We start from the raw sequence: 24,904 nt of genomic DNA on the forward strand, positions 1-24,904 counted from the left end.
CTCATGCTTTATTTATACAACTCTGCTTTGCCTAAAGTGTTTAGAACACCTAGCTTGTGGCGTACCACTTCTTTAACTTTTTCATTTGGCGAAATGTAAACTTGATTTGGTTCGAACATACCAGGATTTTCATTCAACATTTTATGGATTTCTGCAAAGAAAACACTTTTTAAATCAGAACTCAAATTAACTTTTGCAACTCCATATTTGACGGCTTCACTGACTTCGTTGTCTGGATTCCCTGAGCCACCATGTAAAACAAATGGAATATCAATTTTTTGATTTAATTCTTTTAACAACTCGATGTTTAGTTCAGGTTTTTTATCTTTTGGATATAAGCCATGAGCTGTTCCAATCGCGACAGCTAAAGTATCAATACCCGTTTCTTCAACAAAATCTACCGCTTGAGCTGGATCGGTAAAGATAATATTCGCTGATCCACCTTCTGCGGAACCATTGTCACCAATTGTTCCCAATTCTGCTTCTACTGAAACATTTACTTTATGAGCTAATTCAACGACTTGTTTTGTTAAAACTTTATTGTCTTCATAAGACGCTGTTGACGCATCGATCATGACTGAAGTATAACCGTTGCGGATGGCACGCATCACATCATAGATTGAACCGCCATGATCCATATGAATAACCACAGGTACTTTACTATTATGAGCATAAGCTCTAACAGATGCGACAAATTCATCATTTAAATAAGCAATTTCATCGGGATGAATTTCAATAATAACTGGAGAATTTTGAGCTTCCACTTCTTCCATAATAGCTTTTAACATGTCGTAACTACAAATATTAAAAGCTGGTACCGCAAATTTGTTTTCCTTAGCAACTTTCAATAAATCTTTCATTGTGTATAACATTATACTTCCACCTCTTCATTTAATTGGTTTACTACAATTTCAGTTGGTTCTTCTTCAACTACCGGTTTCTTTAAAAATCCAATAGCTAGTGCAGTTACTACTGTCCCCGCTACTAAAGCTAAAGCATACATTGGTAAACTACTAATAACATTTGGAATCAACATTACCCAAATTCCGCCATGTGGCGCCATTGAAGTCACACCAGCAGCCATTGAAATGCCAGCAGCCGTTGCTGAACCCAACATCAAACTCGGAATGATTCTGATTGGATCAGACACTGCGAAAGGAATTGCACCTTCCGTAATATAAGAGGCCCCTAAAATCCAGCAAGATTGACCAGAAGTTCGCTCTTCTTTGGTAAATTTCTTTTTGAACAAGACAGTTGCTAACGCAATTCCTAAAGGAGGTGTCATCCCAGCAGCCATACAAGCAGCAATTGGAGCATTCACTCCTGCAGACATTAATCCGATACTAAATGTAGAAATTGATTTATTAATAGGTCCACCCATATCGGCTGCCATCATAACACCGATTAATAGACCGAAGACTAATCCTGATGTATTCCCTAATCCATTTAACCAACCCGTTAAAGCATCTAATACCCAAGCAATTGGTTTGTCGATACAAAAAACCATCAATAAACCAATGATTAGAATAGAAATCAATGGCACTACAATCAATTGATACATCGCAGCAAAAGTTTTGTTGACATTAATTTTATTAGCAAAAATATTCGTCACATAACCTGCTAATAAACCGCCAACCATGCCACCTAAGAAACCAGAGCCACCAGTTGAAGCGATTAATCCAGCAACTAAACCAGGAGCAAATCCAGCTTTACCAGCCATTGACATGGCAATCCCCGCACCTAAAGCAGGCACCATCATTGCAAAGGCAACATCACCACCAATTTGACTCAAGGCAGCAGCTAAAACATTGTAATCAGCACTTTCTGGATTTGAAGCGTTTATACCAAAAGCAAAACTCATGGCAATAATAATCCCGCCGGCAATTACAAACGGTAGCATCATATTGACACCATTCATGAAGTGATTATAAATTCCAGCTTTTTTCCCGCCATCACCTTGTGTTTCTCTGTTAGCAGAAACAGTTGTTAGGCCGACACCATTTTTTGCTTCATCAATAATTTTTTCTGCATCTTTAATTGCTGCAGCGGTGGATACTCGCTTAATTTTTCTTCCAGCAAAACGTCCCATATCAATATCTTTATCAATCGCTAAAATAATTACATCCGCTTCATCTACTTCTTTTTGCGATAAGATATTTTCGACTTTGGCACCTTGTGTTTCAAATTTCGCTTGGTCGCCTTGCGCTTGAGCGGTTTTCTCAAGTTTTTCAGCCGACATGTAAGTATGTGCAATCCCCGTTGGACAAGCTGTTACACCGACAATTTTCATAATAGTTCCTCCTTATTATGTGTGCATAATTGCTAAAATCTCTTCTCTGGTAGTCGCATTTTTCAATTGATTTCTAAAATCTTCATCCATTAATTTCCGTGACAACGAACTCAAAATCTGTAAATGAACATCACTTGATTTTTTTGGGACAATGATTGAAAAAACGCATTCAATCGGTTGACCATCTAATCCTTGATAATCATTTATTTGACCAACATGAGCAAATAAAATACTTGGTTCAGTTACATGTTTACTTTTTGCATGGGGAATACCAAAGCCTGCTTCAATTCCCGTTGAAGTTTCATTTTCTCGTTTAAATAAATCCTTGATTAATTTCTTACTATTTGTTGCTCTTCCAGCTGAATGAAAAGATTCACCGATTAAATTAAATAGTGCTTCTTTTGATCGAATTGAGTCATCAAAAATTATAAGTTCAGGTAACATTAAATCAGTAATATTCATATAAATCCCCTTCTTGCAGTCGTAAGTAAGCGCTCACTTGCTATGACATGAATATAGCAGAACTAGCTAAACCGTTCAACGATATGAGCTAATTATTCCTTTATCATGGGTTTGAGATTGAATTAGTTCATTTCTTTGAGCTAAATAGCGCAAAAAAACTTCCAGCGGACTAGCTGAAAGTTTTTTTGATCTTTTATTGATTTAATCCTTCGTGAATCTTTTCCAAATTCCATTTCATCATGTCGTAGTAGCTGTCACCGTCTTCTCCCTTTTCAGCAATCGAATCGGTAAACAAATTACTGTAAATTGGCAAGTCGACTTCTTTCGATAATTTTTCCATGCTACGAGCATCAACACTGGTTTCTACAAATAAAACCGGCACTTGACTTGCTTTAATTATTTCGACAATCTGTTTGATTTGTTCAGGTGTTCCTTGATTTTCAGTATTGATCTCCCAAATATAGCCCGCTTTTAATCCATAAGCCTGAGAGAAATATTTAAATGCGCCTTCGCTGGTAACTAATAATTTCTTTTCTTCAGGAATATCAGAAAATTCATTTTTTGCAGTATTATCAAGCTCTCTCAACTTTTCAATGTATTTATTGGCACGTTCTTGATAGTATTCTTTATTTTCACTATCTTTTTGACTCAATATTTTTTCAATTGACTGTACATATAGCACGCCATTTTCTAGTGATAACCAAGCATGGGGATCTTGTTGCTTATTATTTGTTGTTAAATATAGGGGTGTGACCTCTTGACTAACTGCAAAGAAATCTTTATCTTCCTTTTTTTCTGCCGTATCCATCAATTTTTCAAACCAGCCGTTACCAGTTTCCAAGTTTAAACCATTGAAAAAAATAACGTCGGCGTCACTTGCTTTCTTTGTATCTTCCGGCAAAGGTTCGTATTCATGAGGATCTGTCCCTACAGGAACAATGCTATGGAGCGTAATTTTATCTCCACCAACATTTTGAACCATATCTGCAATAATTGAATTTGTTGCTACGACTTTTAGTTTTCCATCCTCTTCTGCTGACTGATTATTACAACCGGCAAAAATTCCTAATGCAGCAATTCCTAATAATACCAAAACTATTTTTTTCATTCAGCCACTCTCCTAAATTGTCTAATTAATCCTTTTTCTGGTGCAAAAACAAAAGCAATCACGAAAAATACCGCGCAGGCCATGACAATAGTTGCTCCTGAAGGTAAATTATAATAATAACTAAAAAACAAGCCAATAAATGCTCCAACAACACCAAATGACGCCGATAGACAAATCATTTTCACTAAATTATTAGTTAAAAGATAAGCAGTCGCAGCAGGTGTAATCAGCATAGCAATCACTAAAATTGTTCCTACTGTTTGTAATGAAGTCACCGCTACCAAGGTCAGTAAAAACATCACACCATAATTAATCAAACCAACTTTCCAACCATATGATTGCGCCATCACAGGAGCAAAAGAAGTTAATTTTAGTTGTTTATAAAAAATAGTCACCGCTAAAATAACAACTATCATCACACCTGCTGTTAAATACATATCTGAATTACGCACTGCCAGTACATTTCCAAATAAAATATGGTACAAATCCGTCGCACTACGAGCAAATGAAATTAAAACAATACCTAAAGCAAAGAAAGTGCTAAAAACAATGCCGATTACGGTATCATTTTTTAAACGAGAATGTTTGGTTAAAAAACCAATCAATCCTGCCGCTAATAAACCAAATAAACTAGCGCCAAAGATATAACTGCCACCTAACATATAAGAAATCGCCACTCCAGGCAAAACAGCATGAGAAATCGCATCACCCATCAAAGAAATGCCTCTCAAAATCACGAATGAGCCAATCACGCCTGCTGAAATCCCCACCATCACCGAAGTGATTAAAGCATGTTGTAAAAATTGATACTGAAAAATATCTGCTATAAACTGAGTCATCTTTTCCCTCCTATAGATTAAAATTAATTAACGCATCTCCATATGCTTTTACCATATTTTCACTGGTATAAACTTGTTCAATTCCTCCTGCTGCCACGACACCATGATTCAGTAAGATTACTTCATCAAAATAATCGCGGATCTTATGAAGATCATGATGGACAATCACGATTGATTTTCCTTCATCACGTAGTTTTTTTAGTAATTCCACAATAATTTTTTCACTGGCAGCATCAATTCCTGCAAATGGTTCATCTAATAATAACCACGGTGCTTGTTGTGCCAGAGCTCTAGCAATAAAAACCCGTTGCAGTTGTCCACCAGAGAGTTCACTAATTTGACGTTTGGCAAAGGCAGTCAAATCCACTTTTTCTAAGGCTTGCCAAGTAATTTCTTTTTGACGCTTACCTGGACGTTTAAAAAAATTCAATTGCGGATAGGTTCCTAATAGCACAACATTAAATACATCAATGGGAAAAGTTAAATCAATTTCTTGTCGTTGTTCCACGTAAGCAATTAGATTTTTCTGTTTACTAACAACTTCACCTTTATAGAAAATTCTCCCTGTTTTTGTTGGAACTAGACCCAATATTCCTTTTAATAAACTTGATTTGCCAGCACCATTAGGACCGATAATACCCACCATTTTTTTACTAGGGATGGTTAAAGATAATTGTGACAAAACGGATTTTCCTTGATAACTGACCGACATATTTTCAATTTCTAAACTTTCCATTACTCCACCTCTTTTTTTAGGCTAACCTAACTTATTGTATTTAGGATAACTTATAACAAAAAATTAGGCAAGCCTTTATTTTTGGAATAAAAAAACTGGAGCAAAAAACTCCAGTAAAATTAGTTATTTATTTATTTTTAAAGTTAAAGCATTTAAGGCCACAATGACCGTACTCATACTCATCAAAATAGCGCCCACAGCCGGATCTAGTAAAATACCAATTGGTGCCAAAATACCTGCTGCTAAAGGAATCGCAATAATATTGTAGCCAGCTCCCCACCATAAATTCTGAATCATTTTACGACGGGTTTGTTTCGCTAAATCAAGAAAATGTAAAATATCTTGAGGATTACTGTTGGTTAATACGACGTCGGCTGAGTCAATGGCTACATCTGTTCCAGCACCAATCGCTATCCCAATCGTTGCTCGTGCTAAACTTGGAGCATCATTGATACCATCACCTACCATCGCTACTCGATTGCCTTCATTGACTAATTGCGCGACAATTTTTTCTTTTCCATCTGGTAATAAGCCTGCATAGAATTTTTTCATTTCTAAATATTCAGCCACACTAGCAGCCGCTTCTTGATTATCACCAGTTAACATCACAGGTTCAATCCCACGATTCAGCAATGCTGAAATAAATTCTTTAGCCTCAGGTTTGATCTTATCACCTAAAGCAATTAAACCAACTAATTGATTGTCAATTAACAAATAACTAATGGTATTTCCTTGCTCTTGATAGGCTTGAATTTTTTCAGTTGGCAATTGTAAATTTAATTCTTCCAATTTTTTTGCGTTAACAATCTGAACGGTTTTACTTGCAACTTCACCTGACAAGCCAACGCCAGAAATATTTATTACATTTTCTGCAGTCATTGGTGTGATATTTTCAGTATTTAAGTACTTCATAATCCCATTGGCAATTGGATGGTTAGCTGATGCTTCTAAAGCACCAATATATTGTAATACTTCTTCTTTTGAAAATTGTTCAGCTAAAACTTCTACACCAGTAACAGCAAAAGTCCCTTGAGTTAAAGTCCCTGTCTTATCTAGCAAAATCATATTCAAATCATGGGCATTTTCTAAAGCATTGCGATTTTTTAGCAATAAGCCATTTTTAGCAGCAATCGAAGTAGAGCGTGCAATCACTAATGGAACTGCCAATCCTAAAGCATGAGGACAAGCAATAATAAAGACAGTCACCATTCGTTCTAAAGCTTCAGGTAAATCTGCAACAAAAAGCCAAACCACAAAGGCAATAATCCCAGAAAATAAAGCTACATAAAACAACCATTTTGCAACTTTGTCAGACATCGCTTCTAATTTAGATTTATCTGCCTGCGCTTTTTTAACCATCTCCATTACTTTTGCAAGATAGCCATTTTCGCCTGTGCCAGTAACAATAATTTTTAAAGTACCATCTCCATTAACAGAACCGCCAATGACCTTTTCACCAACTGTTTTAGTTACACCGCGAGATTCTCCAGTTACAGCTGATTCATCTACAATTGATTGACCAGATTCAATCAAACCGTCTGTCGGCATCTTATCGCCGGCTTTGACAATTAAATGATCGCCTTCATTGACTTTTTGCAAGGAAATTTTTTCTTCACTGCCGTCTTTAGTAATTCTAGTGACTTCATCTGGTAAAAGTTCGGCTAATTTTTGTAAAGCATCACTAGCACTCATTACTGCATTCATTTCAATCCAATGACCTAATAGCATGATTACAATCAGCGTGGCTAATTCCCAAAAGAAATTCATCACATGTCCACCGAAAAAAGTATTTGCGACAAATGAATATAAACTATAAATATACGCAACCGTAATCCCCATAGCAATTAAAGTCATCATAGCAGGACTTTTCATTTTTAATTCCATTTTTGCGCCACTTAAAAAAGGTTCTCCACCATAGATAAATAAAATTGTTGCCAAAATTAAAACTATCCAGTCAGAACCGGGAAAAGTAAATTGAAAAGGAAGGTCCACCCCCATCATTGGTGACATCAAGATAATAGGAATTGCAATCACAAGGGACAACCAAAATTTTTGTTTAAAATTTCCCATGTGCATTGAATGATCCATGCCACCCATGTCATGATCACCATGCATTGAGTGATCCATTTGACTCATGTCATGATTACCATGCATCGAATGGTTCATCTGACCCATATCATGATCGTTATGGATTGAGTGATTTCCATGACTCATTTCACTCTTTTCTTGCATCATATGATCTGCGTGATTCATATCTTTCATATGATTTTTTTCAGGTATGGAATGATCCGTTTCTTTATTTTTACTCATTTCATTTTCCTCCCGTCAATGATTTAAAAATCATTTACATTTGTAAACACAAAACAAGCTTATCATTTGCTTAATTTTTTGTAAAATGAAATCCCTTGAAGTTTTCAAATTTTCATTCTACCAATATTTAACATGAAAAAAGATTGATTACAAAAAAACAGCTAAGCATTTTGCTTAACTGTTCTTAATTATTCTTCTTCACTTTTTCTTCTTTTCAACAACAAAAAGACAATGATTACCAATAATAAGGCTAAGATAACCCCTAATAATCCATATAACCAAATAGGTAATTTTTGATTATTTTGATTAGTGATTACCGTATTGACCTCTGCTGCTTCTTCGGCAGTAATCGTAAAATTCTTTTTGAAATTCCAAACATTTCCTTTAGCATCCGATACTTTTAAAGCCAGTCGGTAATCGCCAGCTTCTAGCGGTTGATTTTTCCAATCGATCACAAAAGAATAAGTAGAATTAGGCGCCATTTGCATATCATTATCAAAATTAGCTTTCTTGACTAATTCATCTGTTTCTCGATTATAAACTTTTCCATCATATTTCAAATGTCCATAAGCATCCATTGTTGGGTTTTGCAAATTCGCTACAACACTAGTTTTTTGAAACGAAATAGCTGGTTTGACTGATAACAATTTTAAATCTCTGGATACTTCGTTGTCTGTTTCAGTTAATTTTAATCCCAATACGTAACCATAACTATTGCTTATGCCACCACTATTTTTTTTCGTGTCTTTAATGACTTCGATCGCAGCTAAAATCTGACCATCAAATGATTCTGCTGGCATTGTCAGTTCAACCGGCACTCTGACGGAGCTATTTGCAGCTACAGTGACTTCACTTTCTATTTGTGCAATCTCATTGATTGGATATTTTAAAGACGCATCATTGGAGCCTTCATCTTTGTCATAATCAATAAAACCTTGGCTATTTGTATAAGCTTGGTTAATCGACATTTGATAAACTGATGGTTGATTGGATGTATTGTTAATGATAAATTCGATTGTTTGCGTTTGACTAGGTGTCATCCTTAAATTAAAAAACGAATCCGCCCCATCGACTTGATTTTCAGGCAGTACTGCTTGGATATCGTAACCTACATCCCCTTCAGCATAAACTGCCTCTTCACCAAGTAAAAATAATCCCAATAACAAACTAAAAACTAACACAAGCTTTTTTAAAAATTTCCTTTGTGTCTTCAACATTAATTAGCATCTGGTGTATCAAATAATTTGTAATTAATTTTCCCAGTTAGTTCATCGTCAGGAACTAAAGAATTAGCTGAGTCTTTAAAACCGATCGACACTTTTGTTACCTTAGTTGAAATATCACCAACTTTGTTAATATCTGGAGCACCTGCTTTTGCTACGATACCATCACTTCCTGTACCGACAATTTCAAAAGAATTTACTTTAAATGATGTAACTTCATAAGGTGTACTATCTGAAACTCTAGTGATTTCATTTCCAACAACTGATGCTTTTACACTCCAGTCCCCATTTACTTGGTTATTAAAGACAACAATATTTTGGTTCGATAAATCTGTTTCTAATGTATAGGTGCCATTTTGTAAAGTAGACTCGAAATCATATCTTGACGGTACACTTTTTAGAACAAGTACTCGTTCATCTGGATCTTCGTTATCAATGATTTTCACACTTGTATCTGACTCTTTATCTTCGCCACTAATTTCAGCAGCATTGACATTAGTTGCCGCGATATTTACTGCTAATAATCCTAATGCTAACATTCCTACTAATTTGATTCTTTTCATATTCTTCCTCCTATTATTCTGGGTTAGTTGTATCGACTAAACTAATTGTCTGCATTCCAGAGTATTCTCCAGCAGGTGCATCGGCTGGAACCGACAAATAGATGTCTTCTTTTTTTATTTGGTACTGGTAATTCTTTGAAACTGTTGGCGCCGTTTTTAAAATAGTTTTTTCTTGATTTGAAGCAATTTCAGTTGAATAAGCTTCATAGTCTGTTTCTGCTTGACCATCTGAAGTTAATTCTCCTTTTCCTAGGTGCAGACTAATTGGATATTCTTTCCCATTAGAAAAAGTCGATAATTGATATTTAATTTGCCATGAAGTCTGAGGATTTTCCCGCGTATCTTTAATAGTAACAATGAAATCATTGGTTGCTTGAACCTTTTGATTATTACTGGAAATCATTTTCGTCTCAAAGGTCGGGACCTTCACTTCCGTCAACTTCAATGGATTTTCAACTATTCGGACAGTTATTTGACTTTCAGCTTCATAACTTTTGGCATTTGTAATCAGAGGATGGGAAAATAAAAGTAATCCAAACACTAATAAAACTTGTTTATTTTTTCTCAATAGCTTTCCTCCTGACTAGCAAAAAAAGCAATAAGAATCCGAGGATGCACGCGCCTAAAAATGAAAGTAAAAAGGTCTGACCTTCATTGGTTTGGGGTAGCATGCGGACTTTTGATAATAATCCACTGGTTTCCGTCAAGCGAAAAGTTATTCCCTGTTGGTCATAATCAGTTCGAATTGTTTCTGCAAAAACTTTACCTGGCAAACAACTAATGATAATTAAGAGGAGAGTTATTTTATTTTTGTATTTCATTCCTCTCCTCCTAATCTGGACTGGCGGTATTATTTAATCGCCAAGTCACTTTTACTTGATTGCTGTAGTCTCCGATTGGCAAATAATTTTCAGATTTAAGTAAGACACCACTTGAAGTATCCCATGATTTGACATAACTGAAGTCTTTTATTGCAACAGAATGATTATCCATGACTTGAATTGCTTTAGTTAAATCTGTACCTTCATCGGTAGCATCATTTTTCCAAATCAAATTGAAACTTTGACTTTCTCCTACCATTTTTGCTGTAATTGACCAATTTGGATTGCCTTCACGACTGTCAAATACCTTTAAGTCAATAGAATTATCAGCGTCTCTGGGCAATATCCCCTTTGATTTATCAATTGTACGATCGGTCCATTTTAATAAATCTGGTGCCTTCTCAAAAACTATTTTTCCGCTTACATTAATTAGTAATTTAAGTTCTTCACTTTCTTTGATCAATTCAACTTCACCAGTAACCTGATTCTTTTTTTCTCGTTCGATTGAAATAACAAAATTATTATCTCCGTAACCAAGTTGTTCTAAAGGTATTTGAATTTGATCTGATTGAAAATCGGCTAAACCAGTTGAGATCAATTTTTTTGAATCAAGAATAGTCTCATTTCCAGCTTTACGAAGTGAAAAAATTAAACTATCGCCGTTGTCATCGTCTTGCCACCAGAATTCTTGCATCATACTAGTAGTCCCTTCAGATGAAATAAGTTCTGAAGGATCTTTCTCCACAGTTAACTCTGTAAGAATCTGGTCTTTTTCCCAAGATAGCTTGGTTGGAATATTTGGCTTTTCTATCCAAAAATATGTTGGTTCACTAGGAAAAGATAATTCTACTTCCTTCCCCTTTTCCACCCCTATAACCGAAGACGTCATTTCTACAAAGTAATTTTTGTCCAATGAGGATTTAGTTTTTATCTTGTAACTTAATCTAGCGGTCTGATTGTAACCAATCTCAGCCTTAGTAGGGAATTGGACCAACACTTCACCAGTAGCAGGATTCAGAGTAGCTTCTCCATCAAATACTTTTCCCTCTTCTGTCGTTAGATGAACTTCACTGATATCACTTGGCTCGCTAAGCTGCAATCCTTCTGACAATAATTTTGTCTGCCATGAACGTATCTCGACTGGTGATTCTCCTGTAATTTTTAAATCCGAATGAACAGTTAAAGTTTCATCTACAGTTGCGGATTTTTCCATCGTTGTATTTTCTTTTTCAACTGTAATGGAATCATCTTGAGAATTAGTCACACCATTTGTCAGCTCACCTTCTAAATTTACCGGTGTTTGGCTAAAGACAAATTTTGTTTCCCCTTTGGCAGAACCATTCGCTGCAGTGAACCCCCAATAAGCTTTATTGTCATTATTAGCTAAATCTAACTCAGTAGATAATTTGTCCCATGGAATCGTTGTAATAGCCGTTGCTTGATCGGTAGCAGGATTTTTCAAATAATATTGAAACTCTTTAGAGTCCGATAAGAAACGATAACGAAATTCATACCAGGTACCATTTTGAATAGTTGCATTAAGACTTTCGTTTAATGGAATTATTCCATTGTGAACAAGGGCTGCTTGACGAGGGCTACCGATTATTGGAAACCATTTATCAGGATCTAATAATGGAGGATCCAAAGGACTATAACTATCTCGATTACCTGGAAATGCGTATGCCAAATGAGGAGTTGTTTGATTATTTTCATCATAAGCTGCATTAGTACCAAGTAAATTTTTCTTATTCGTGTACAAATCAAATTCAATCGCGACAGATTTTTTTATTGCCCAACTTTCAGGATAGATTTTTGCTGCCCAGTCACCTCTTGAAGCATGGGTAGATCCATAGACACCTAAGTTTTGTCCGTCACTATTTTGAACTGCTGTAGTCAAAGCATTCAACCCAGTATTTTGCATGACAAAAGCAAACCCATCAGCATCAGCCGTTCCGAAGTTCACATATGCTCTACCTTCAAAGGATTGATTGAAATTTAAACGGTAGTCTTCTTGTGACCATATTGAAGTGAAATTATTACTACCTGACAAAGAAATTTGGGAATAAGGTAAGCCATTATTTTCATCTGGGTTACTTATTGTTGTAACAACTGCATCACTGTTTGTGGGTAGAAAAAGGTCTCCAACCGTTATTGCACCTTTTGGAATATAGGTTAGTCCTTCGCCTGCTGCCTCTACTTTTGAACCATAAAACATAAAAGACATTAAAATAAATAAAAGGGGCGTCATCATCTTCTTAATACATATTATTAAAAACACCTCCTAAATATACCTTCATTTATTATATACATGTATATAATATACGATTCAACCTTTTGACGGAAATATTTTTAATAAAATCATTAATATCATAGTTTACTATTTTATGCCAAAATAAAGCGCGTTCTTTCTCATATTAATTATATAAATAAAAAAAATCCACATTTTAAATATAATTAACAAATATATTTTTGAAATATAAACAAAAGAACGAAAATATCATTTATAGTTATTTTTTGTCAAAAAAAACCCACGCAATCTTTTTTTAGATTACGTGGATTTTTCTTGGATTTTTATTTCATTTGATCAGTGGTAATATAATCAACATTCAATGCGACTACTTTAAGAAAATCGTTATTTAAAACAGTATATGCGCCAACTTCAAGACCTGCTTTATGAGCTTGATTGACTTTGGTCTTATTTAAATTTAGATAATCAGTATTAATACCGGCATTTTCACCGAGTTTTCTTGCTTGTTTGATTGTTTTTTTATCAATATCCTTAACTAATAAGTAATATGAATAATTAGTATTCAACTTACTGATTTTTCTCAAAGTTTTATAGTGAAAAGAAATCACTCGGACTGCCGAAGTACCAAAACCATATTTGTTCAGTAGATTGATAATTTCATTTAATTCTTCAACTGAGGCCGATTTATCTTTGATTTCGATAAATGGACTCTTCCCCGTTTGTTGACAGATTTTTAAGAAATCCTCCAACGTAGGAATTTTTAATTCTTTTTTAGTAAAATTCATGGTTGTATTAATTTTAAAATCCTTCAGTTGATCAACTGTATAATCTTTTACACGACCTTTACCTGTCGTTGTACGATCTATAGTACTGTCATGCATAACTACCCATTGACGATCTGCGGTTAAACGAATATCCGTTTCAATTGCTGTTCCTTTGGCTTTTTTGAAAGCAGGTAATGAATTTTCTGGTGCCTTCATTGTATTTCCACGATGATTTACATATCTGGTAGGAACACTTTTTTTAGCAGGTTCTTCTTTAGTATAAGCCAGCCGCATCATTTTATTTCCTTCAAATTTTCGGTAAGCAGTCGCTGTTGCAGTCTCTACCACCATGCTCTTGGGATCTTTTCCGCCAACGATTGTTCCATTACTAGAAGCTACAATTGCCAAAACAACCAGCAATCCACTTAATAAGATTTTTTTCAAACGACCACCTCCTCAAATCATGTTTTATTCATCAATGACTAACTTAACAGATTTAACTCGAAGCCGTCAATTTTCATAAAATTATTTTTGTTGGGTCATAATGATTGGACCATCTTTAGTAATCGCGATTGAATGTTCATATTGAGCACAAAAACTGCCATCAATCGTTCGTCCAGTCCAGCCGTTAGCATCCATCTGCATTTCCCATGTTCCAGTAGTAATCATTGGTTCAATGGTAATTGTCATACCTTCTTTAAGGCGCATTCCTTTTCCAGCAGTGCCATAATGAGGAAAAAGCGGTTCTTCATGAATTGATGGACCGATACCATGAGCCAGAAAATCTCGGACAACGCTAAAACCATTTTCTTCTGCATAAGTTTGAATCGCGTGTCCGATATCTCCTAAACGATTTCCAACTTGTGCTTGTTCAATTCCTAAGCGTAAAGTTTCTAAAGTAACGGTCATTAATTTTTGATGCAGCTCAGAAATCTCTCCGACTCCATAGGTCCAACAGCTATCAGAAATTGCTCCACGATAATCAACACAAAAATCAACACTCACAATATCGCCAGTTTTTAATCGATAATTGGATGGAAAACCGTGAGCGATCTCATCATTGACACTTGTACAAGTAGCAAATTTATAACCTTCAAAACCAATTTGAGCAGCAACCGCACCCTTTTCTTCAATTCTCTTTTGTACCAATTGATCGATTTGATTAGTGGTAATACCTGGTTTAATAAACTCTCGTAATTCTTCATGGATACTAGCTAGAATTTCTCCAGATTTTTTCATTTGTTCAATTTCTCTTGGTGATTTTAATGCAATCATTGTTGATACTCCTTTATTGATAATTTTTACGAAATTGTAGTGGGGTAAAATGATATTTTTTCTTAAACGCTTCGATAAAATAGCTTAAATGATTGAAGCCTACACTATAACAAATTTCTGAGATTGTTTGGTTCGTGGTCAATAACTTTTCTTTAGCAATAAATAAACGATAATAAATGACATAATTTTTCGGTGAATAGCCGGTGTATAACTTAAACAATTCCGTACATTTATTTTTATTCATATGCCCTCGCTGGCTCAGCACATCAACCGAAATATCTTCTATGTAATGCTGATGAACATAGTTTAATAAAGGATAAATAAAGGCCTCCGATTGTTTAGTTTCCACCGTTTTCTTTTGAAAGACTTTTTCAATAAATTCTAACAAAAAAATTGTCAAGGATAAGAAATTTTCATCGACTGGTTTTGTATGCAGTTCCCTTAAGCGTTTATCCCATTTAGGATCACGTAAAACAACTTGAAAATCAGCCTGTTCTTCTTGCATCAGCTCTTTTAAAAAATTTTGATATAAAATATCATTAAAAAAATACGGGGAAAAGTCAACACAAATGTACTCGACTTCCTCAGTTAAAACTTTTGCTTGATGTAACCGTCCACTATTAATAAACAATAATTTATCTTCGTCTAAATAAATCTTTTCACGACCAACTTGATAGGAAAATTTCCCTTCTAAAACCCAGACCAGTTGAAATTCTTTGTGCCAATGAAGACGAATCCCGTCTCCTCGATCTTTTATTAACTTGTTTCGATATATAGCAACTGGCAATTTTCCAGTAACGTGCTGAGTCGCCTCTTTAAAATTTATATCTGTTAAAAAGTTCATTTTATCTCCTCATTTACACAATAGTGATAAAAATACAGAAAATAGTGATAGTATTGAAAAAAAACATATAGTTATAATAGCATAGTTGGTATTTTATTGTGAAGGAGTGACATGATGAGTAATTTACAAAAGGGATTAACATCTGTGATTGTTGGTTCGATTTTATGGGGGGCATCTGGTACAGTGGCGGAATTATTTTTCTCAGAAAGTACCGTCAGTACTCAATGGGTTGTCGCTTTGCGTTTACTTGGTGCCGGTATTTTGCTTTTATTATGGTGTTTGTTTACGATTCCTCATCAAGTTAAAAACCTTTTAAGACAACCAAAACAAGTATTGGCTGTTTGTCTTTTTGGTTTTTTAGGTGTTTTACCTTCCCAATTTACTTATTTTATGGCTATTCGCACAGGAAATGCTCCTACTGCGACAATTTTACAATTTTTGAGTCCTTTATTTATTTTACTTTATTTCACGATTACTAAAAGAGAGTTACCGCGAAGAATCGACAGTTTTTGTGTCTTTTTAGCGATGTTTGGTACTTATTTATTAGTTACTAAAGGACAATTTAATCAATTGGCTTTATCGCCTGAAGCTTTTATCTGGGGAATTTTATCTGGAGTCAGTGCAGCTCTTTATACCCTATTACCGCGAAAATTATTACAAGCCTTCGATGCAAAATTGGTCACCGGCTTAGCGATGTTTGTTTCAGGGATTGCTCTTTCACCAATCTTAATAAGTACTGATGTTCCGGTATTAGCGCCACGAAATTGGGGTATGCTGGCCTTTATTGTAATCGGAGGGACAATGTTCTCTTATTTATTCTATATCCAAAGTTTACAATATATCGATGCTAGTTTGACAAGCATGCTAAGTTCTTTTGAACCATTAACGGCAACAATTTTGTCTGTAGCTTTGTTGCATACTGCTTTTGGGCTGCCAGAAATAATTGGGGCTTTGTTTATTTTATCAACAACTTTCCTACAAGCTTGGGCCAGTCATCGAGAGTTAGCCAAAACATAAAGTGAAGCCCATTTTAAAAATGAGCTTCACTTTTTTTAATGATAAAAATCAGCACGACCTTTTGACAGCATCTCTTTGACACCGCCTGTTTCCATTAAGGAGCGATCCATGATGGCTTTTTTGATGAATGAAGCAGGATAACCTTTCACTTCAGCCGGTCCAACGATTCCTAAAGCATCTGTATTTCCAATTGATGCTACTGTTCCTAAAGAGTGAAATACAAATGGCGCTTGTTTTTTTCCTGCTGCTTTAGCTAAAATATCTTTTGCGGCATACTGTCCCATTTTTAAAGATAATTGGGCCGTGGTTGGATAAGGTTTCCCTGTTGTATCATCCACTACAAAAGCAACATCACCAACAAAATAAATTTTATCATCATCGGGATCGATAAGATTTGCTTTCACAGCAATTCGATTACGTTTGGCTGAAAAACCAGAGTCTTTGATTACATGGCTGCCACTGACACCAGTTGTCCAAATAATTGTTTTAGCAGTCAATTCGGTACCATCATCACAAGTTACTACGCCATCAGTAACCGCTTGGATTCTTTTTGGTCGGAAAAATTTCACACCCCGCTCTTCCAAATGTTTCATACCGTAAGCCGACAATTTTTCGCTAAACATCGGCAAATATTGTTTACCAGAATCCACACAAAAAATTTCAATTTGATTTGGATTTACTTTGGCGGTTTCAGCTAATTTTTCACGGGCATCTAGTAAAGCCCCTAATAATTCAGTTCCAGTAAAACCAGCGCCAGCAACAATTATTTTCAAATACTCTGGGTTGTTTGTCTCTTGATATTTAATCATCATTGCATGCAAATGATGTTGAATGGCTTCTGCTGAGTCAACATCATCCATTTTTAGACAGTATTCCGTCACGCCCTCAATGCCGAAAGATTCAGATTCAAAACCCAAAGCAACAATCAAATAATCATAAGATAATTCTTGTCCATCACTTAAACGCACCAATTGTTTTTCAGGCAAGATTTTCTCTACTTCCCCTTGAACAAAATGCGTGCATTTATGATTGACTACTTCTTCAATCGGATAAGTAATCGCTTCAGCCGGCTGTGTTCCAGCGGCAACTTCATGCAAGTTTGTTGCTTCATAATGATAATTGTTGCGATCTACTAAAGTTATTTTTATGTCGTGGTGAAGCTGTAATTCTCGTAAAGCTCTCAATCCAGCATAACCAGCACCTAAAATTAAGACCTCCATCATTTTTCCTCCTTTTAATCTTACTTCTATTGTAGCAAGAAAAAAAGAAAATGACAGGGGTTTCAATAACAAAAAAAGCCCTAACAGACTCTTTTTGTTTAACGTTTAACCGATTTGATATTCAAAATGCACAATCCGCCAATCATTGCAAAAGCAAATGAGACTAAGAAAATAGCTGAAAAACCAGCGATTGAAATAACTGCAGCAGCAATTACTGGGGCTAAAGCTTGGGTAATTGTGTTACCTAAATTATATACCCCTAAGAAAAATGCTACCCGCTCTTTATCAGGGATTACCTCTAGATTCAATAAATTATCTAATGAATTCCAAATGCCCATTCCTAAACCAGCAGTAAAACCGTAAATAATAATCGCTGTATCATTTCGTAAAAAGAATAGACTTAAAGCACCAATTCCTAATGAAATTGTTGATAAAGCGACAGGTAATTTCAAAACATTAAATTTATCAGAGATCGGTCCAGCAATAAAGCCCATGGCAATCCCGAAAATTAACATGATTGTGTTGATTAATTGAATCGAAGTTTGTGTACCAGAAGCTCCTTTGTTTAAAAAGTCAGTCATAATATATAGCAAGTAGCCAGTAATAGCAAAGTTTCCGACACCTTGAAAAAGTTTACCAATCAGTGCTAAATAATAATCACGACCAACTGACCATTTTGGAAAAATAGTTAAGACTTCTTTTAATTGAAATTTTTCTTTTTTCTCTGCTTTAACTGCGACTACTTCATTTAAATTTCCCGGTTCTCGAACGATTGCCACGGCAATAAGTGTACCGACAAAAGTAATAATGCCAAAAATAATAAAGCCAAGACGAAAATTTCCTAAAAAAGCTGCTGCAATAATTGTAAAGCCATTATTTCCTAACGCCATCCCTAAACCGCCATAAGCACCGGAGGCAGTTCCACGACCGTTTTCAGGTGCGAAGTCCAACCATGCGACCATTGGTGCCACAATAAAATTTAAAGCGACTTGGCCTAACATCCAAGCTGCTAACAATGGCGGTACACTGTTGGCCATTGACGCTAAAATCATCGCAATCATAAAGAAAAATGCGCCGCCGACAATCCAAGGTGTCCGTTTGCCAAAGCGACTTCTTGTTCGATCGGATAATAATCCGGCGACCATATTGGAAACAGCTGCTACCACCATCCCACAAGTCGAAAACAAAGCCACTAATTCAATTTTGTTTTCTGAATTAATTTGTTGAATTAACGCTGGTAAAAACAAACTTGATGCTGCAATATATGGACCTAACCATGCTGCCGGACCAATCACAAGGCCAGGTAATAATCTTTTTAAGGGAATCGAAACCATTTTTACTTCCTCCTCTTTCTATTTGAAACTATTATTATGATAATTGCAATAAACTACTTGAAATATCCTTAGTCGCCTGATAAATCTTCTGCCAAATAGTGTAAACTTCAGCGTATTTTGCGACCTTCTCTTCATTCGGGAAAAAGACTCGTTCTTGGTAATTCACAAAAGTTGTCACTATCTCTGAAAGTTCCCCCCAACCACAGCCAATCGCTGCAATCATACAAGCACCTGCACCAGGTCCCTGCTCAACCACTAAACTTTTTATTTTGGCATTAAAAATGTCTGCTTGCATTTGTAACCATTCGGGGTTTTTAGCTCCACCACCGACAGAAATCATTTCCTTGAAAGCTTTATTTTTAGTTTCTTCCATTAATAGTTGAGAATCTTTCAAACTAAAGGTAATCCCTTCCAAAACAGCACGAGCAAAATGGTCTCTCTGATGGCGAGTATCAATACCTATAAAACTGCCACGAATTTGGCTATCAAAATGCGGCGTCCTTTCTCCAACAATGTATGGTGCAAATAGTAATCCTTCACTACCAGCTGGTATTTCCCCAATGTCTTTTAACAATTCAGAAAAGCTTTCCTCTTTAGCAAAGCTATCTTTAAACCATGATAAAGAATTTCCTGCAGCTAAAGTAACACCCATCGAGTAATAGCTATTTGGAATCACATGATTGAAAAAGTGCAGCTTGCCTTGATAATCCTGAATATTTTTTTCAAAACTACTAAATACACCACTAGTTCCGATTGAAATCAAAGCAGCATCTTCATTAATTAAACCAGCTCCTAATGCACCACAAGCGTTATCAGCCCCACCAGCAAAAATCTTAACCTGTTGAGTAAAGCCAAATTTTTCAGTCAATGATGATTTCATCACACCAACTTGATCAGTAGCAGCAACTAGTTTCGGTAAAATAGTCGAATCAATCTTGAATTGTTCCAGAATTTCTCGTGACCATTGCCGCTTTTCAGCATCCAATAATAAAGTACCTGCCGCATCACTGTAATCAGTCACTAGCTGATCGGTAAAATAAAAGCTTAAATAATCTTTCGGCAACATCAGATGTCTTACTTTTCCCCAACCCTCAGGCTCATTTTCTTGTAACCATAAAATTTTAGGTAATGTAAAACCTTCCAAAGCAATATTTTTTGTAATTTGTAATAATTCTTCACCAAAATTTGCCATAATTTCTTGGCATTGTTTTGAGGTTCGAACATCATTCCACAAGATTGCTGGATAAATCGGTTGTTTTTCTTCACCTAGGACTACTAGTGAATGCATTTGTCCTGAAAAACTAATTCCCGCTAAGTTTTCTTTTAAGCTGGGGAATGTAGCCACCAATTCTGTTAAGACTTGATCACAAGCTGCGATCCAGTCAGCTGGATTTTGTTCTGAAAAACCAGACTGCGGAGAAGACAAAGAATAATCGCTACTTTTTTCGGCGACGACTTGACCATTTTGATTCATCACAATCCCTTTTAAACTACTGGTTCCTAAATCAATTCCTAATACGTAACGCATCTTTTCCCCTCCAAAAATCTAGATTAAGTAATCATTTAAAACTGATTTAATGTATTCAATGTGACTAGATGGCATGTCCACTTCTGATTGATTCAAAGCGTAATTAGTTAACGATTCTAAATCTTCTTTTCCAGCGACAATTTCGGCTCCAATCCCTGATTTAAAACTGCTGTAACGCTCAGCTTTTAAATCTTCGAAGAATTTATCCTCTTTTAATTTAGCAGCAGCTTTCAAACCTCTGGCAAAAGTATCCATTCCAGCAATGTGAGCTAAAAATAGATCTTCCATCGCAAATGATGAACGGCGAACTTTCGCATCAAAATTAATACCTCCAGGAGCAATCCCACCATTATCTAAAACTTCATACATCGCCAAAGTTGTATCGTAAATATTAGTAGGAAACTCATCAGTATCCCAGCCTAATAAAACATCTCCTTGGTTGGCATCTAATGAACCTAACGCACCGTAAGTTCGTGCGACAGCAATTTCATGTTCGAAAGTGTGACCGGCTAATGTCGCATGATTGGCTTCTAAATTTAATTTAAAATCACCAGTTAAATTATATTTTTGAATAAAAGCCATAGCAGTTGCAGCATCAAAATCATATTGATGTTTTGATGGTTCTTTTGGTTTTGGTTCTAATAAAAATTGTGGTTTATGACCGATCTTTTCGCCGTAAGCAATCGCCATTTTAAAGAAACGCGCAATATTATCTTGCTCAAAACCCATATCGGTATTTAATAACGTTTCATATCCTTCCCGGCCACCCCAAAAGACATAATTTTCTCCACCTAATTTTTTAGAAAGATCCAAACCCTTTTTGACTTGTGCCGCTGCGAAAGCATATACGTTCGCATGATTAGTTGATGCTGCACCGTTAACGTAACGAGGATTTGAAAACATATTGGCAGTGTTCCATAAAAGTTTAATCCCTGTTTGATCCATTTTTTCTTTAATCAAGTCAGTAATTTCATCCAGATTTTCAAAAAATTCAGCTAATGAATCACCTTCAGGTGCGATATCAACATCATGGAAACAAAAATATTCCGCACCTAGCTTTTCACAAATTTCAAAGAAAGCTTCTACTCGATTTTTAGCAGTTTCCATTGGTGTTTCACCAAACCAATTTCGTTGATTGACTGGATTACCAAATGGATCTGAACCATCTTGAGTCATCGTATGCCAGTAAGCAATTGAAAAACGTAAATGTTCTTTCATAGATTTACCAGCAATGATTTCCTCTGGATTATAATGGCGAAATGCAAAAGGATTTTTGGTTTTTGGTCCTTCATATTTAATTTTTTCGATTTTTTCAAAGTAAGTCATGTAATTTCCTCTTTTCTTAATACGCTTTCAAAACGCTAGAATAATCAACTCAGTTCATCTTTTCTGGCCAGCAAAAACATGTTGCAAGATGTAACCGATTTCTTGGACTAATCATAAAAAATTTTCTTGTGACAATCTATATCAAAATGAAGCAAAAAATTACCATTTTTCGTATTTAAACACTGATAAACAAAAAGAAAGCCAGAAATATCAAGCATTTCTGGCTTTCTAAATTAATTTTCGGTAACTTTTCGATAATCCTTTGGTGACATACCACTCCAAGTTTTAAATTGGCGGGTAAAATGTGAAGCATTCTGGTAGCCAATAATTTCGGCAATTTCATGAACAGATAATTTTGGTTGATGTAGTAAAAATTTTGCTTCGTTGTATTTCAGCTGATCCAAATATTGTTTTGGACTCATGCCGTAAACCTTTTTGAAGCTTTTCAGCATACTGCTCTTACTGATAATTAAAGCTTCGGCTACATAGTCCATCGTCAACAAGTAACGGTTCTCTTCTGTAGGATACTCGGTAAATGTGCGGAAATTTCTCTGAATATTTTCGGCGATACTTTTTGCTAGGATCAAAGAATTATTATCTGAATGATCAATTTTGACTTGCTCAGCTTCAGCATATTCCAATAGACTATTGACTAAATTTAATAAAAGTATTTCGACTCGTAATTTTTCTTTAATGGTAAATGCTGTTTGATTTAACAAGCTCACATATTCCATTAAAATGGTTGCAATCTTTTCATACTGGGGATTTTCACGTTGAAATTGAGTCGGGCAATACATCAATAACTGCTGCTGAATTTCTGGATCATCAATATCAAAATGAACACAAAAATATTCCATTCCATCTTCTGAGATACAAGAATTCTCATGCCGCAAGCCAGGTGTAATCAAGGCGATATCATTTTCTTCAAACTGATAAGTTATTCCATCAAAAATTGTTTCTTGCACGCCACTAATAATCAACATTATTTCAAAAGCAAAGTGAGTTTCCGGTTCAGCTTTCCAACCATAAGGAACCCACTGCTTATGACCGCCAAAAGATTTTATATTGGCATTTACATCAGGTAAATTAACGATTTCTTCTAACCATTCTGGTCTCTCATTCAATTTCATCACCTCTATAAATACGAAAAATGGTAATTTTTCAATCTATTTTGATATTTATTATACACTTTTTTTCTTTTATCATAAAGCCATCGCAAGAAATCGATTTCAAAACTATTTTTTAACATTGCATGCAAACGTTATCAAAGATTTCGACAATAGAAAGGAATTTTACCATGACAATTAAAAACCCAATTATTCCTGGCATGGCGCCAGATCCATCCATTATTCGCGTTGAAGACACTTATTATATTGCTACATCAACTTTTCACTGGAATCCAGCGGTTCAAATTTTTGAATCCAAAGATTTAGCCAACTGGGAACTGATTGGCTATGCTTTAGAAAATGGCGAAGTCAATCTTCGAGGAACCAATACACCAGCAGGCGTTTGGGCACCTCATTTATCTTATGACCCTGAAACAAAAAAATATTGGTTAGCCTATTCCCATATGTTAAATATGGCCGGTCGAGAATTTAATTCTGATTCTTATGCCATGTGGGCAGATGATATCCGTGGTCCTTGGTCTGAACCGATTTATTTAACTTCAATTGGTTTTGACCCAGCCATTTATCATGATCAAGATGGAAAAAAATATGTAGCGATTTTAGAATGGGAAACGCGACAAGGTTACCAAGCACCCGGTCATATTGTAATTGCGGAAGTTGATTTAGAAAAAGGTGGCATTATCGGTGAATGGCATCGGGTAACCCATGGTTTTACAACTCGTGGATGTGCCGAAGCTCCGCAAATTTATCAACATGATGATTATTATTATTTATTAATCGCAGCAGGTGGTACAGGTTATGGTCATGATGTTGAGATTGGTCGTTCCAAAAATGTTTTTGGTCCTTACGAGCCACATCCATCAGGTGAACCAATCATTACTTCATCACCAAATCATTTATTTTCATTAGGTGATCCCGACGCTGGTCATTTTGAAATGTATAATCCCAATTCTTTAATGCAAAAAGCTGGTCACGGTTCTTTAGTTGAAACCCACACTGGTGAATTTTACATTGCACATTTGATGTCGCGTCCACTTTCAGGAGAATTATTAAATCCTTTAGGTCGTGAAACTTCATTACAAAAAATGACTTGGACAGCTGATGGCTGGCTAGAAATGGCTGACGGTTCCAATTTAGCGAAAATGGAAGTTGAAGGCATGAAAGGTAACGATGCCGAGACAATTGGTAATTTTGATATTTATGACGACTTTTCAAAAGAAGCTTTTACAAAAAAATTCATGACGCCTTATCGTGAACAAACAGTTAAGTGGGCCAACACGACTGAACGTCCTGGTTATTTAAGAATTCATGGAGAAAATTCTTTCTTCTCTCAAAATAATCCAGCAATTTTAGCAACTCGCGCAACTTCTTTCGATTATGAAGTCGATACAAAAGTTGTCTTTCAACCGGTCCATTATTCGGAAACAGCTGGTTTAGGTCTATACTATGATTCAAACAACTGGTTATATGTCCATCTGACTTATTCAGAAGAAAAAAATGCGACCATCTTAACCCTTCTACAAGCTAAATTAGGCACGAGAATTGAGTATGTTAATCATCGTGTTGAAGTTCCAAATCATGCTGCTAACTTAAAAATTGTTTACAATCACGGCTATGCTGATATTTTATATAAACTTTATGAGACAGATCATTGGACAACTTTATTGCAAAAAATTGACGTGAAATATCTTTCTGATGAAGGTGTCAACGGTGAACCTGGAGAAATTGGTGGCTTTACAGCTTTGTTTAATTTCTTAGGTAGTGTTGATGCCAATCAACATCAATCTTTCGCTGATTTTGAGTATTATCAAGTCAAAAATCAATAACTAGAAAACTCCTTGAAGTTACGGACAACCGTTACTCAAGGAG

The 24,904-nt window shown here is 35.6% G+C and carries 22 protein-coding genes; 2 read left to right on the forward strand and 20 right to left on the reverse strand.

The genetic code is table 11. From position 1 onward, the window contains the following. Positions 1–8 precede the first annotated feature (8 nt). The 15 genes from ACVWNY_RS12915 to ACVWNY_RS12985 all read right to left on the reverse strand — a co-directional run bounded on the left by ACVWNY_RS12915 (position 9) and on the right by ACVWNY_RS12985 (position 15,483). A complete protein-coding gene (locus ACVWNY_RS12915; RefSeq protein ID WP_454072106.1) occupies positions 9–872 on the reverse strand; it encodes a ketose-bisphosphate aldolase in 864 nt (287 codons plus the stop codon). Next, complete coding sequence (locus tag ACVWNY_RS12920; RefSeq protein ID WP_218325961.1) at positions 872–2,290, reverse strand: PTS fructose transporter subunit IIC; 1,419 nt, start codon at positions 2,288–2,290, stop codon at positions 872–874. Before ACVWNY_RS12920 ends, ACVWNY_RS12915 begins: the two co-directional genes overlap by 1 nt. Before the next feature lie 15 nt (positions 2,291–2,305). Further along, entirely contained in the window at positions 2,306–2,752 is a 447-nt protein-coding gene (locus ACVWNY_RS12925) for a PTS sugar transporter subunit IIA (RefSeq protein ID WP_454072107.1), read from the reverse strand. Between the two features lie 193 nt (positions 2,753–2,945). Further along, the gene (gene efaA, locus ACVWNY_RS12930) at positions 2,946–3,860 is read right to left on the reverse strand and encodes an Mn/Fe ABC transporter substrate-binding lipoprotein EfaA (RefSeq protein ID WP_438720500.1); all 915 of its coding nucleotides are present in this window, start codon (positions 3,858–3,860) and stop codon (positions 2,946–2,948) included. Beyond that, positions 3,857–4,699, reverse strand: coding sequence for a metal ABC transporter permease (locus ACVWNY_RS12935; RefSeq protein ID WP_218325964.1), 843 nt, complete (start codon positions 4,697–4,699; stop codon positions 3,857–3,859). The genes efaA and ACVWNY_RS12935 overlap by 4 nt, the downstream gene beginning before the upstream one ends. Before the next feature lie 10 nt (positions 4,700–4,709). Next, complete coding sequence (locus ACVWNY_RS12940) at positions 4,710–5,435, reverse strand: metal ABC transporter ATP-binding protein (RefSeq protein WP_218325965.1); 726 nt, start codon at positions 5,433–5,435, stop codon at positions 4,710–4,712. A 123-nt stretch (positions 5,436–5,558) separates the two neighbouring features. Then, positions 5,559–7,745, reverse strand: a complete 2,187-nt coding sequence (locus ACVWNY_RS12945; RefSeq protein WP_454072108.1) for a heavy metal translocating P-type ATPase — start codon at positions 7,743–7,745, stop codon at positions 5,559–5,561. A gap of 188 nt (positions 7,746–7,933) precedes the next feature. Then, a complete protein-coding gene (locus tag ACVWNY_RS12950) occupies positions 7,934–8,962 on the reverse strand; it encodes a WxLIP family cell surface protein (protein WP_461211737.1) in 1,029 nt (342 codons plus the stop codon). After that, positions 8,962–9,531, reverse strand: coding sequence for a hypothetical protein (locus ACVWNY_RS12955; RefSeq protein ID WP_246601457.1), 570 nt, complete (start codon positions 9,529–9,531; stop codon positions 8,962–8,964). The genes ACVWNY_RS12950 and ACVWNY_RS12955 overlap by 1 nt, the downstream gene beginning before the upstream one ends. Before the next feature lie 13 nt (positions 9,532–9,544). Next, entirely contained in the window at positions 9,545–10,099 is a 555-nt protein-coding gene (locus tag ACVWNY_RS12960) for a hypothetical protein (protein WP_454072110.1), read from the reverse strand. Beyond that, positions 10,086–10,352, reverse strand: a complete 267-nt coding sequence (locus ACVWNY_RS12965; protein WP_218325968.1) for an LPXTG cell wall anchor domain-containing protein — start codon at positions 10,350–10,352, stop codon at positions 10,086–10,088. Before ACVWNY_RS12965 ends, ACVWNY_RS12960 begins: the two co-directional genes overlap by 14 nt. A gap of 10 nt (positions 10,353–10,362) precedes the next feature. After that, positions 10,363–12,630 carry an L-type lectin family protein gene (locus tag ACVWNY_RS12970; protein WP_218325969.1) on the reverse strand — a complete coding sequence of 756 codons (2,268 nt, stop codon included), beginning with the start codon at positions 12,628–12,630 and terminating at the stop codon, positions 10,363–10,365. 293 nt (positions 12,631–12,923) lie between these two features. Next, on the reverse strand, positions 12,924–13,808 hold the full coding sequence (locus ACVWNY_RS12975; protein ID WP_218325970.1) for a glycerophosphodiester phosphodiesterase family protein: 885 nt from the start codon (positions 13,806–13,808) through the stop codon (positions 12,924–12,926). Positions 13,809–13,889: 81 nt separating this feature from the next. Further along, positions 13,890–14,639 carry a type I methionyl aminopeptidase gene (gene map / locus ACVWNY_RS12980; protein WP_218325971.1) on the reverse strand — a complete coding sequence of 250 codons (750 nt, stop codon included), beginning with the start codon at positions 14,637–14,639 and terminating at the stop codon, positions 13,890–13,892. 13 nt (positions 14,640–14,652) lie between these two features. Then, entirely contained in the window at positions 14,653–15,483 is an 831-nt protein-coding gene (locus ACVWNY_RS12985; RefSeq protein WP_218325972.1) for a helix-turn-helix domain-containing protein, read from the reverse strand. Positions 15,484–15,597: 114 nt separating this feature from the next. Here ACVWNY_RS12985 and ACVWNY_RS12990 point away from each other — a divergent pair, with 114 nt between their 5' ends. Further along, positions 15,598–16,500 (forward strand): DMT family transporter, encoded by a 903-nt coding sequence (locus ACVWNY_RS12990; RefSeq protein WP_218325973.1) that lies wholly within the window; start codon positions 15,598–15,600, stop codon positions 16,498–16,500. A 35-nt stretch (positions 16,501–16,535) separates the two neighbouring features. Here ACVWNY_RS12990 and ACVWNY_RS12995 read toward each other — a convergent pair whose 3' ends face one another. The 5 genes from ACVWNY_RS12995 to ACVWNY_RS13015 form a co-directional block, all read right to left on the reverse strand. Then, complete coding sequence (locus ACVWNY_RS12995) at positions 16,536–17,723, reverse strand: NAD(P)/FAD-dependent oxidoreductase (RefSeq protein WP_454072112.1); 1,188 nt, start codon at positions 17,721–17,723, stop codon at positions 16,536–16,538. A 95-nt stretch (positions 17,724–17,818) separates the two neighbouring features. Continuing rightward, a complete protein-coding gene (locus tag ACVWNY_RS13000) occupies positions 17,819–19,054 on the reverse strand; it encodes an MFS transporter (RefSeq protein WP_218325975.1) in 1,236 nt (411 codons plus the stop codon). Between the two features lie 34 nt (positions 19,055–19,088). Continuing rightward, entirely contained in the window at positions 19,089–20,582 is a 1,494-nt protein-coding gene (xylB, locus tag ACVWNY_RS13005; RefSeq protein WP_218325976.1) for a xylulokinase, read from the reverse strand. 18 nt (positions 20,583–20,600) lie between these two features. Next, positions 20,601–21,908: a xylose isomerase gene (xylA, locus tag ACVWNY_RS13010; RefSeq protein WP_454072113.1), complete on the reverse strand. Its 1,308-nt coding sequence runs from the start codon at positions 21,906–21,908 to the stop codon at positions 20,601–20,603. Between the two features lie 233 nt (positions 21,909–22,141). Continuing rightward, a complete protein-coding gene (locus ACVWNY_RS13015) occupies positions 22,142–23,032 on the reverse strand; it encodes a helix-turn-helix domain-containing protein (RefSeq protein WP_454072114.1) in 891 nt (296 codons plus the stop codon). Between the two features lie 173 nt (positions 23,033–23,205). Here ACVWNY_RS13015 and ACVWNY_RS13020 point away from each other — a divergent pair, with 173 nt between their 5' ends. Then, a complete protein-coding gene (locus ACVWNY_RS13020; protein WP_454072115.1) occupies positions 23,206–24,861 on the forward strand; it encodes a glycoside hydrolase family 43 protein in 1,656 nt (551 codons plus the stop codon). Positions 24,862–24,904 lie beyond the last annotated feature (43 nt).

This window comes from Enterococcus sp. JNUCC 77 (assembly GCF_054819945.1).

Excerpts from the sequence above, each read along its gene's own strand:
- ACVWNY_RS12915 (WP_454072106.1), bottom strand. The coding sequence starts at position 872 with ATGTTATACACAATGAAAGATTTATTGAAAGTTGCTAAGGAAAACAAA.
- ACVWNY_RS12920 (WP_218325961.1), bottom strand. The coding sequence starts at position 2,290 with ATGAAAATTGTCGGTGTAACAGCTTGTCCAACGGGGATTGCACATACT.
- ACVWNY_RS12925 (WP_454072107.1), bottom strand. The coding sequence starts at position 2,752 with ATGAATATTACTGATTTAATGTTACCTGAACTTATAATTTTTGATGAC.
- efaA (WP_438720500.1), bottom strand. The coding sequence starts at position 3,860 with ATGAAAAAAATAGTTTTGGTATTATTAGGAATTGCTGCATTAGGAATT.
- ACVWNY_RS12935 (WP_218325964.1), bottom strand. The coding sequence starts at position 4,699 with ATGACTCAGTTTATAGCAGATATTTTTCAGTATCAATTTTTACAACAT.
- ACVWNY_RS12940 (WP_218325965.1), bottom strand. The coding sequence starts at position 5,435 with ATGGAAAGTTTAGAAATTGAAAATATGTCGGTCAGTTATCAAGGAAAA.
- ACVWNY_RS12945 (WP_454072108.1), bottom strand. The coding sequence starts at position 7,745 with ATGAGTAAAAATAAAGAAACGGATCATTCCATACCTGAAAAAAATCAT.
- ACVWNY_RS12950 (WP_461211737.1), bottom strand. The coding sequence starts at position 8,962 with ATGTTGAAGACACAAAGGAAATTTTTAAAAAAGCTTGTGTTAGTTTTT.
- ACVWNY_RS12955 (WP_246601457.1), bottom strand. The coding sequence starts at position 9,531 with ATGAAAAGAATCAAATTAGTAGGAATGTTAGCATTAGGATTATTAGCA.
- ACVWNY_RS12965 (WP_218325968.1), bottom strand. The coding sequence starts at position 10,352 with ATGAAATACAAAAATAAAATAACTCTCCTCTTAATTATCATTAGTTGT.
- map (WP_218325971.1), bottom strand. The coding sequence starts at position 14,639 with ATGATTGCATTAAAATCACCAAGAGAAATTGAACAAATGAAAAAATCT.
- ACVWNY_RS12985 (WP_218325972.1), bottom strand. The coding sequence starts at position 15,483 with ATGAACTTTTTAACAGATATAAATTTTAAAGAGGCGACTCAGCACGTT.
- ACVWNY_RS12990 (WP_218325973.1), top strand. The coding sequence starts at position 15,598 with ATGAGTAATTTACAAAAGGGATTAACATCTGTGATTGTTGGTTCGATT.
- ACVWNY_RS12995 (WP_454072112.1), bottom strand. The coding sequence starts at position 17,723 with ATGATGGAGGTCTTAATTTTAGGTGCTGGTTATGCTGGATTGAGAGCT.
- ACVWNY_RS13000 (WP_218325975.1), bottom strand. The coding sequence starts at position 19,054 with ATGGTTTCGATTCCCTTAAAAAGATTATTACCTGGCCTTGTGATTGGT.
- xylB (WP_218325976.1), bottom strand. The coding sequence starts at position 20,582 with ATGCGTTACGTATTAGGAATTGATTTAGGAACCAGTAGTTTAAAAGGG.
- xylA (WP_454072113.1), bottom strand. The coding sequence starts at position 21,908 with ATGACTTACTTTGAAAAAATCGAAAAAATTAAATATGAAGGACCAAAA.
- ACVWNY_RS13020 (WP_454072115.1), top strand. The coding sequence starts at position 23,206 with ATGACAATTAAAAACCCAATTATTCCTGGCATGGCGCCAGATCCATCC.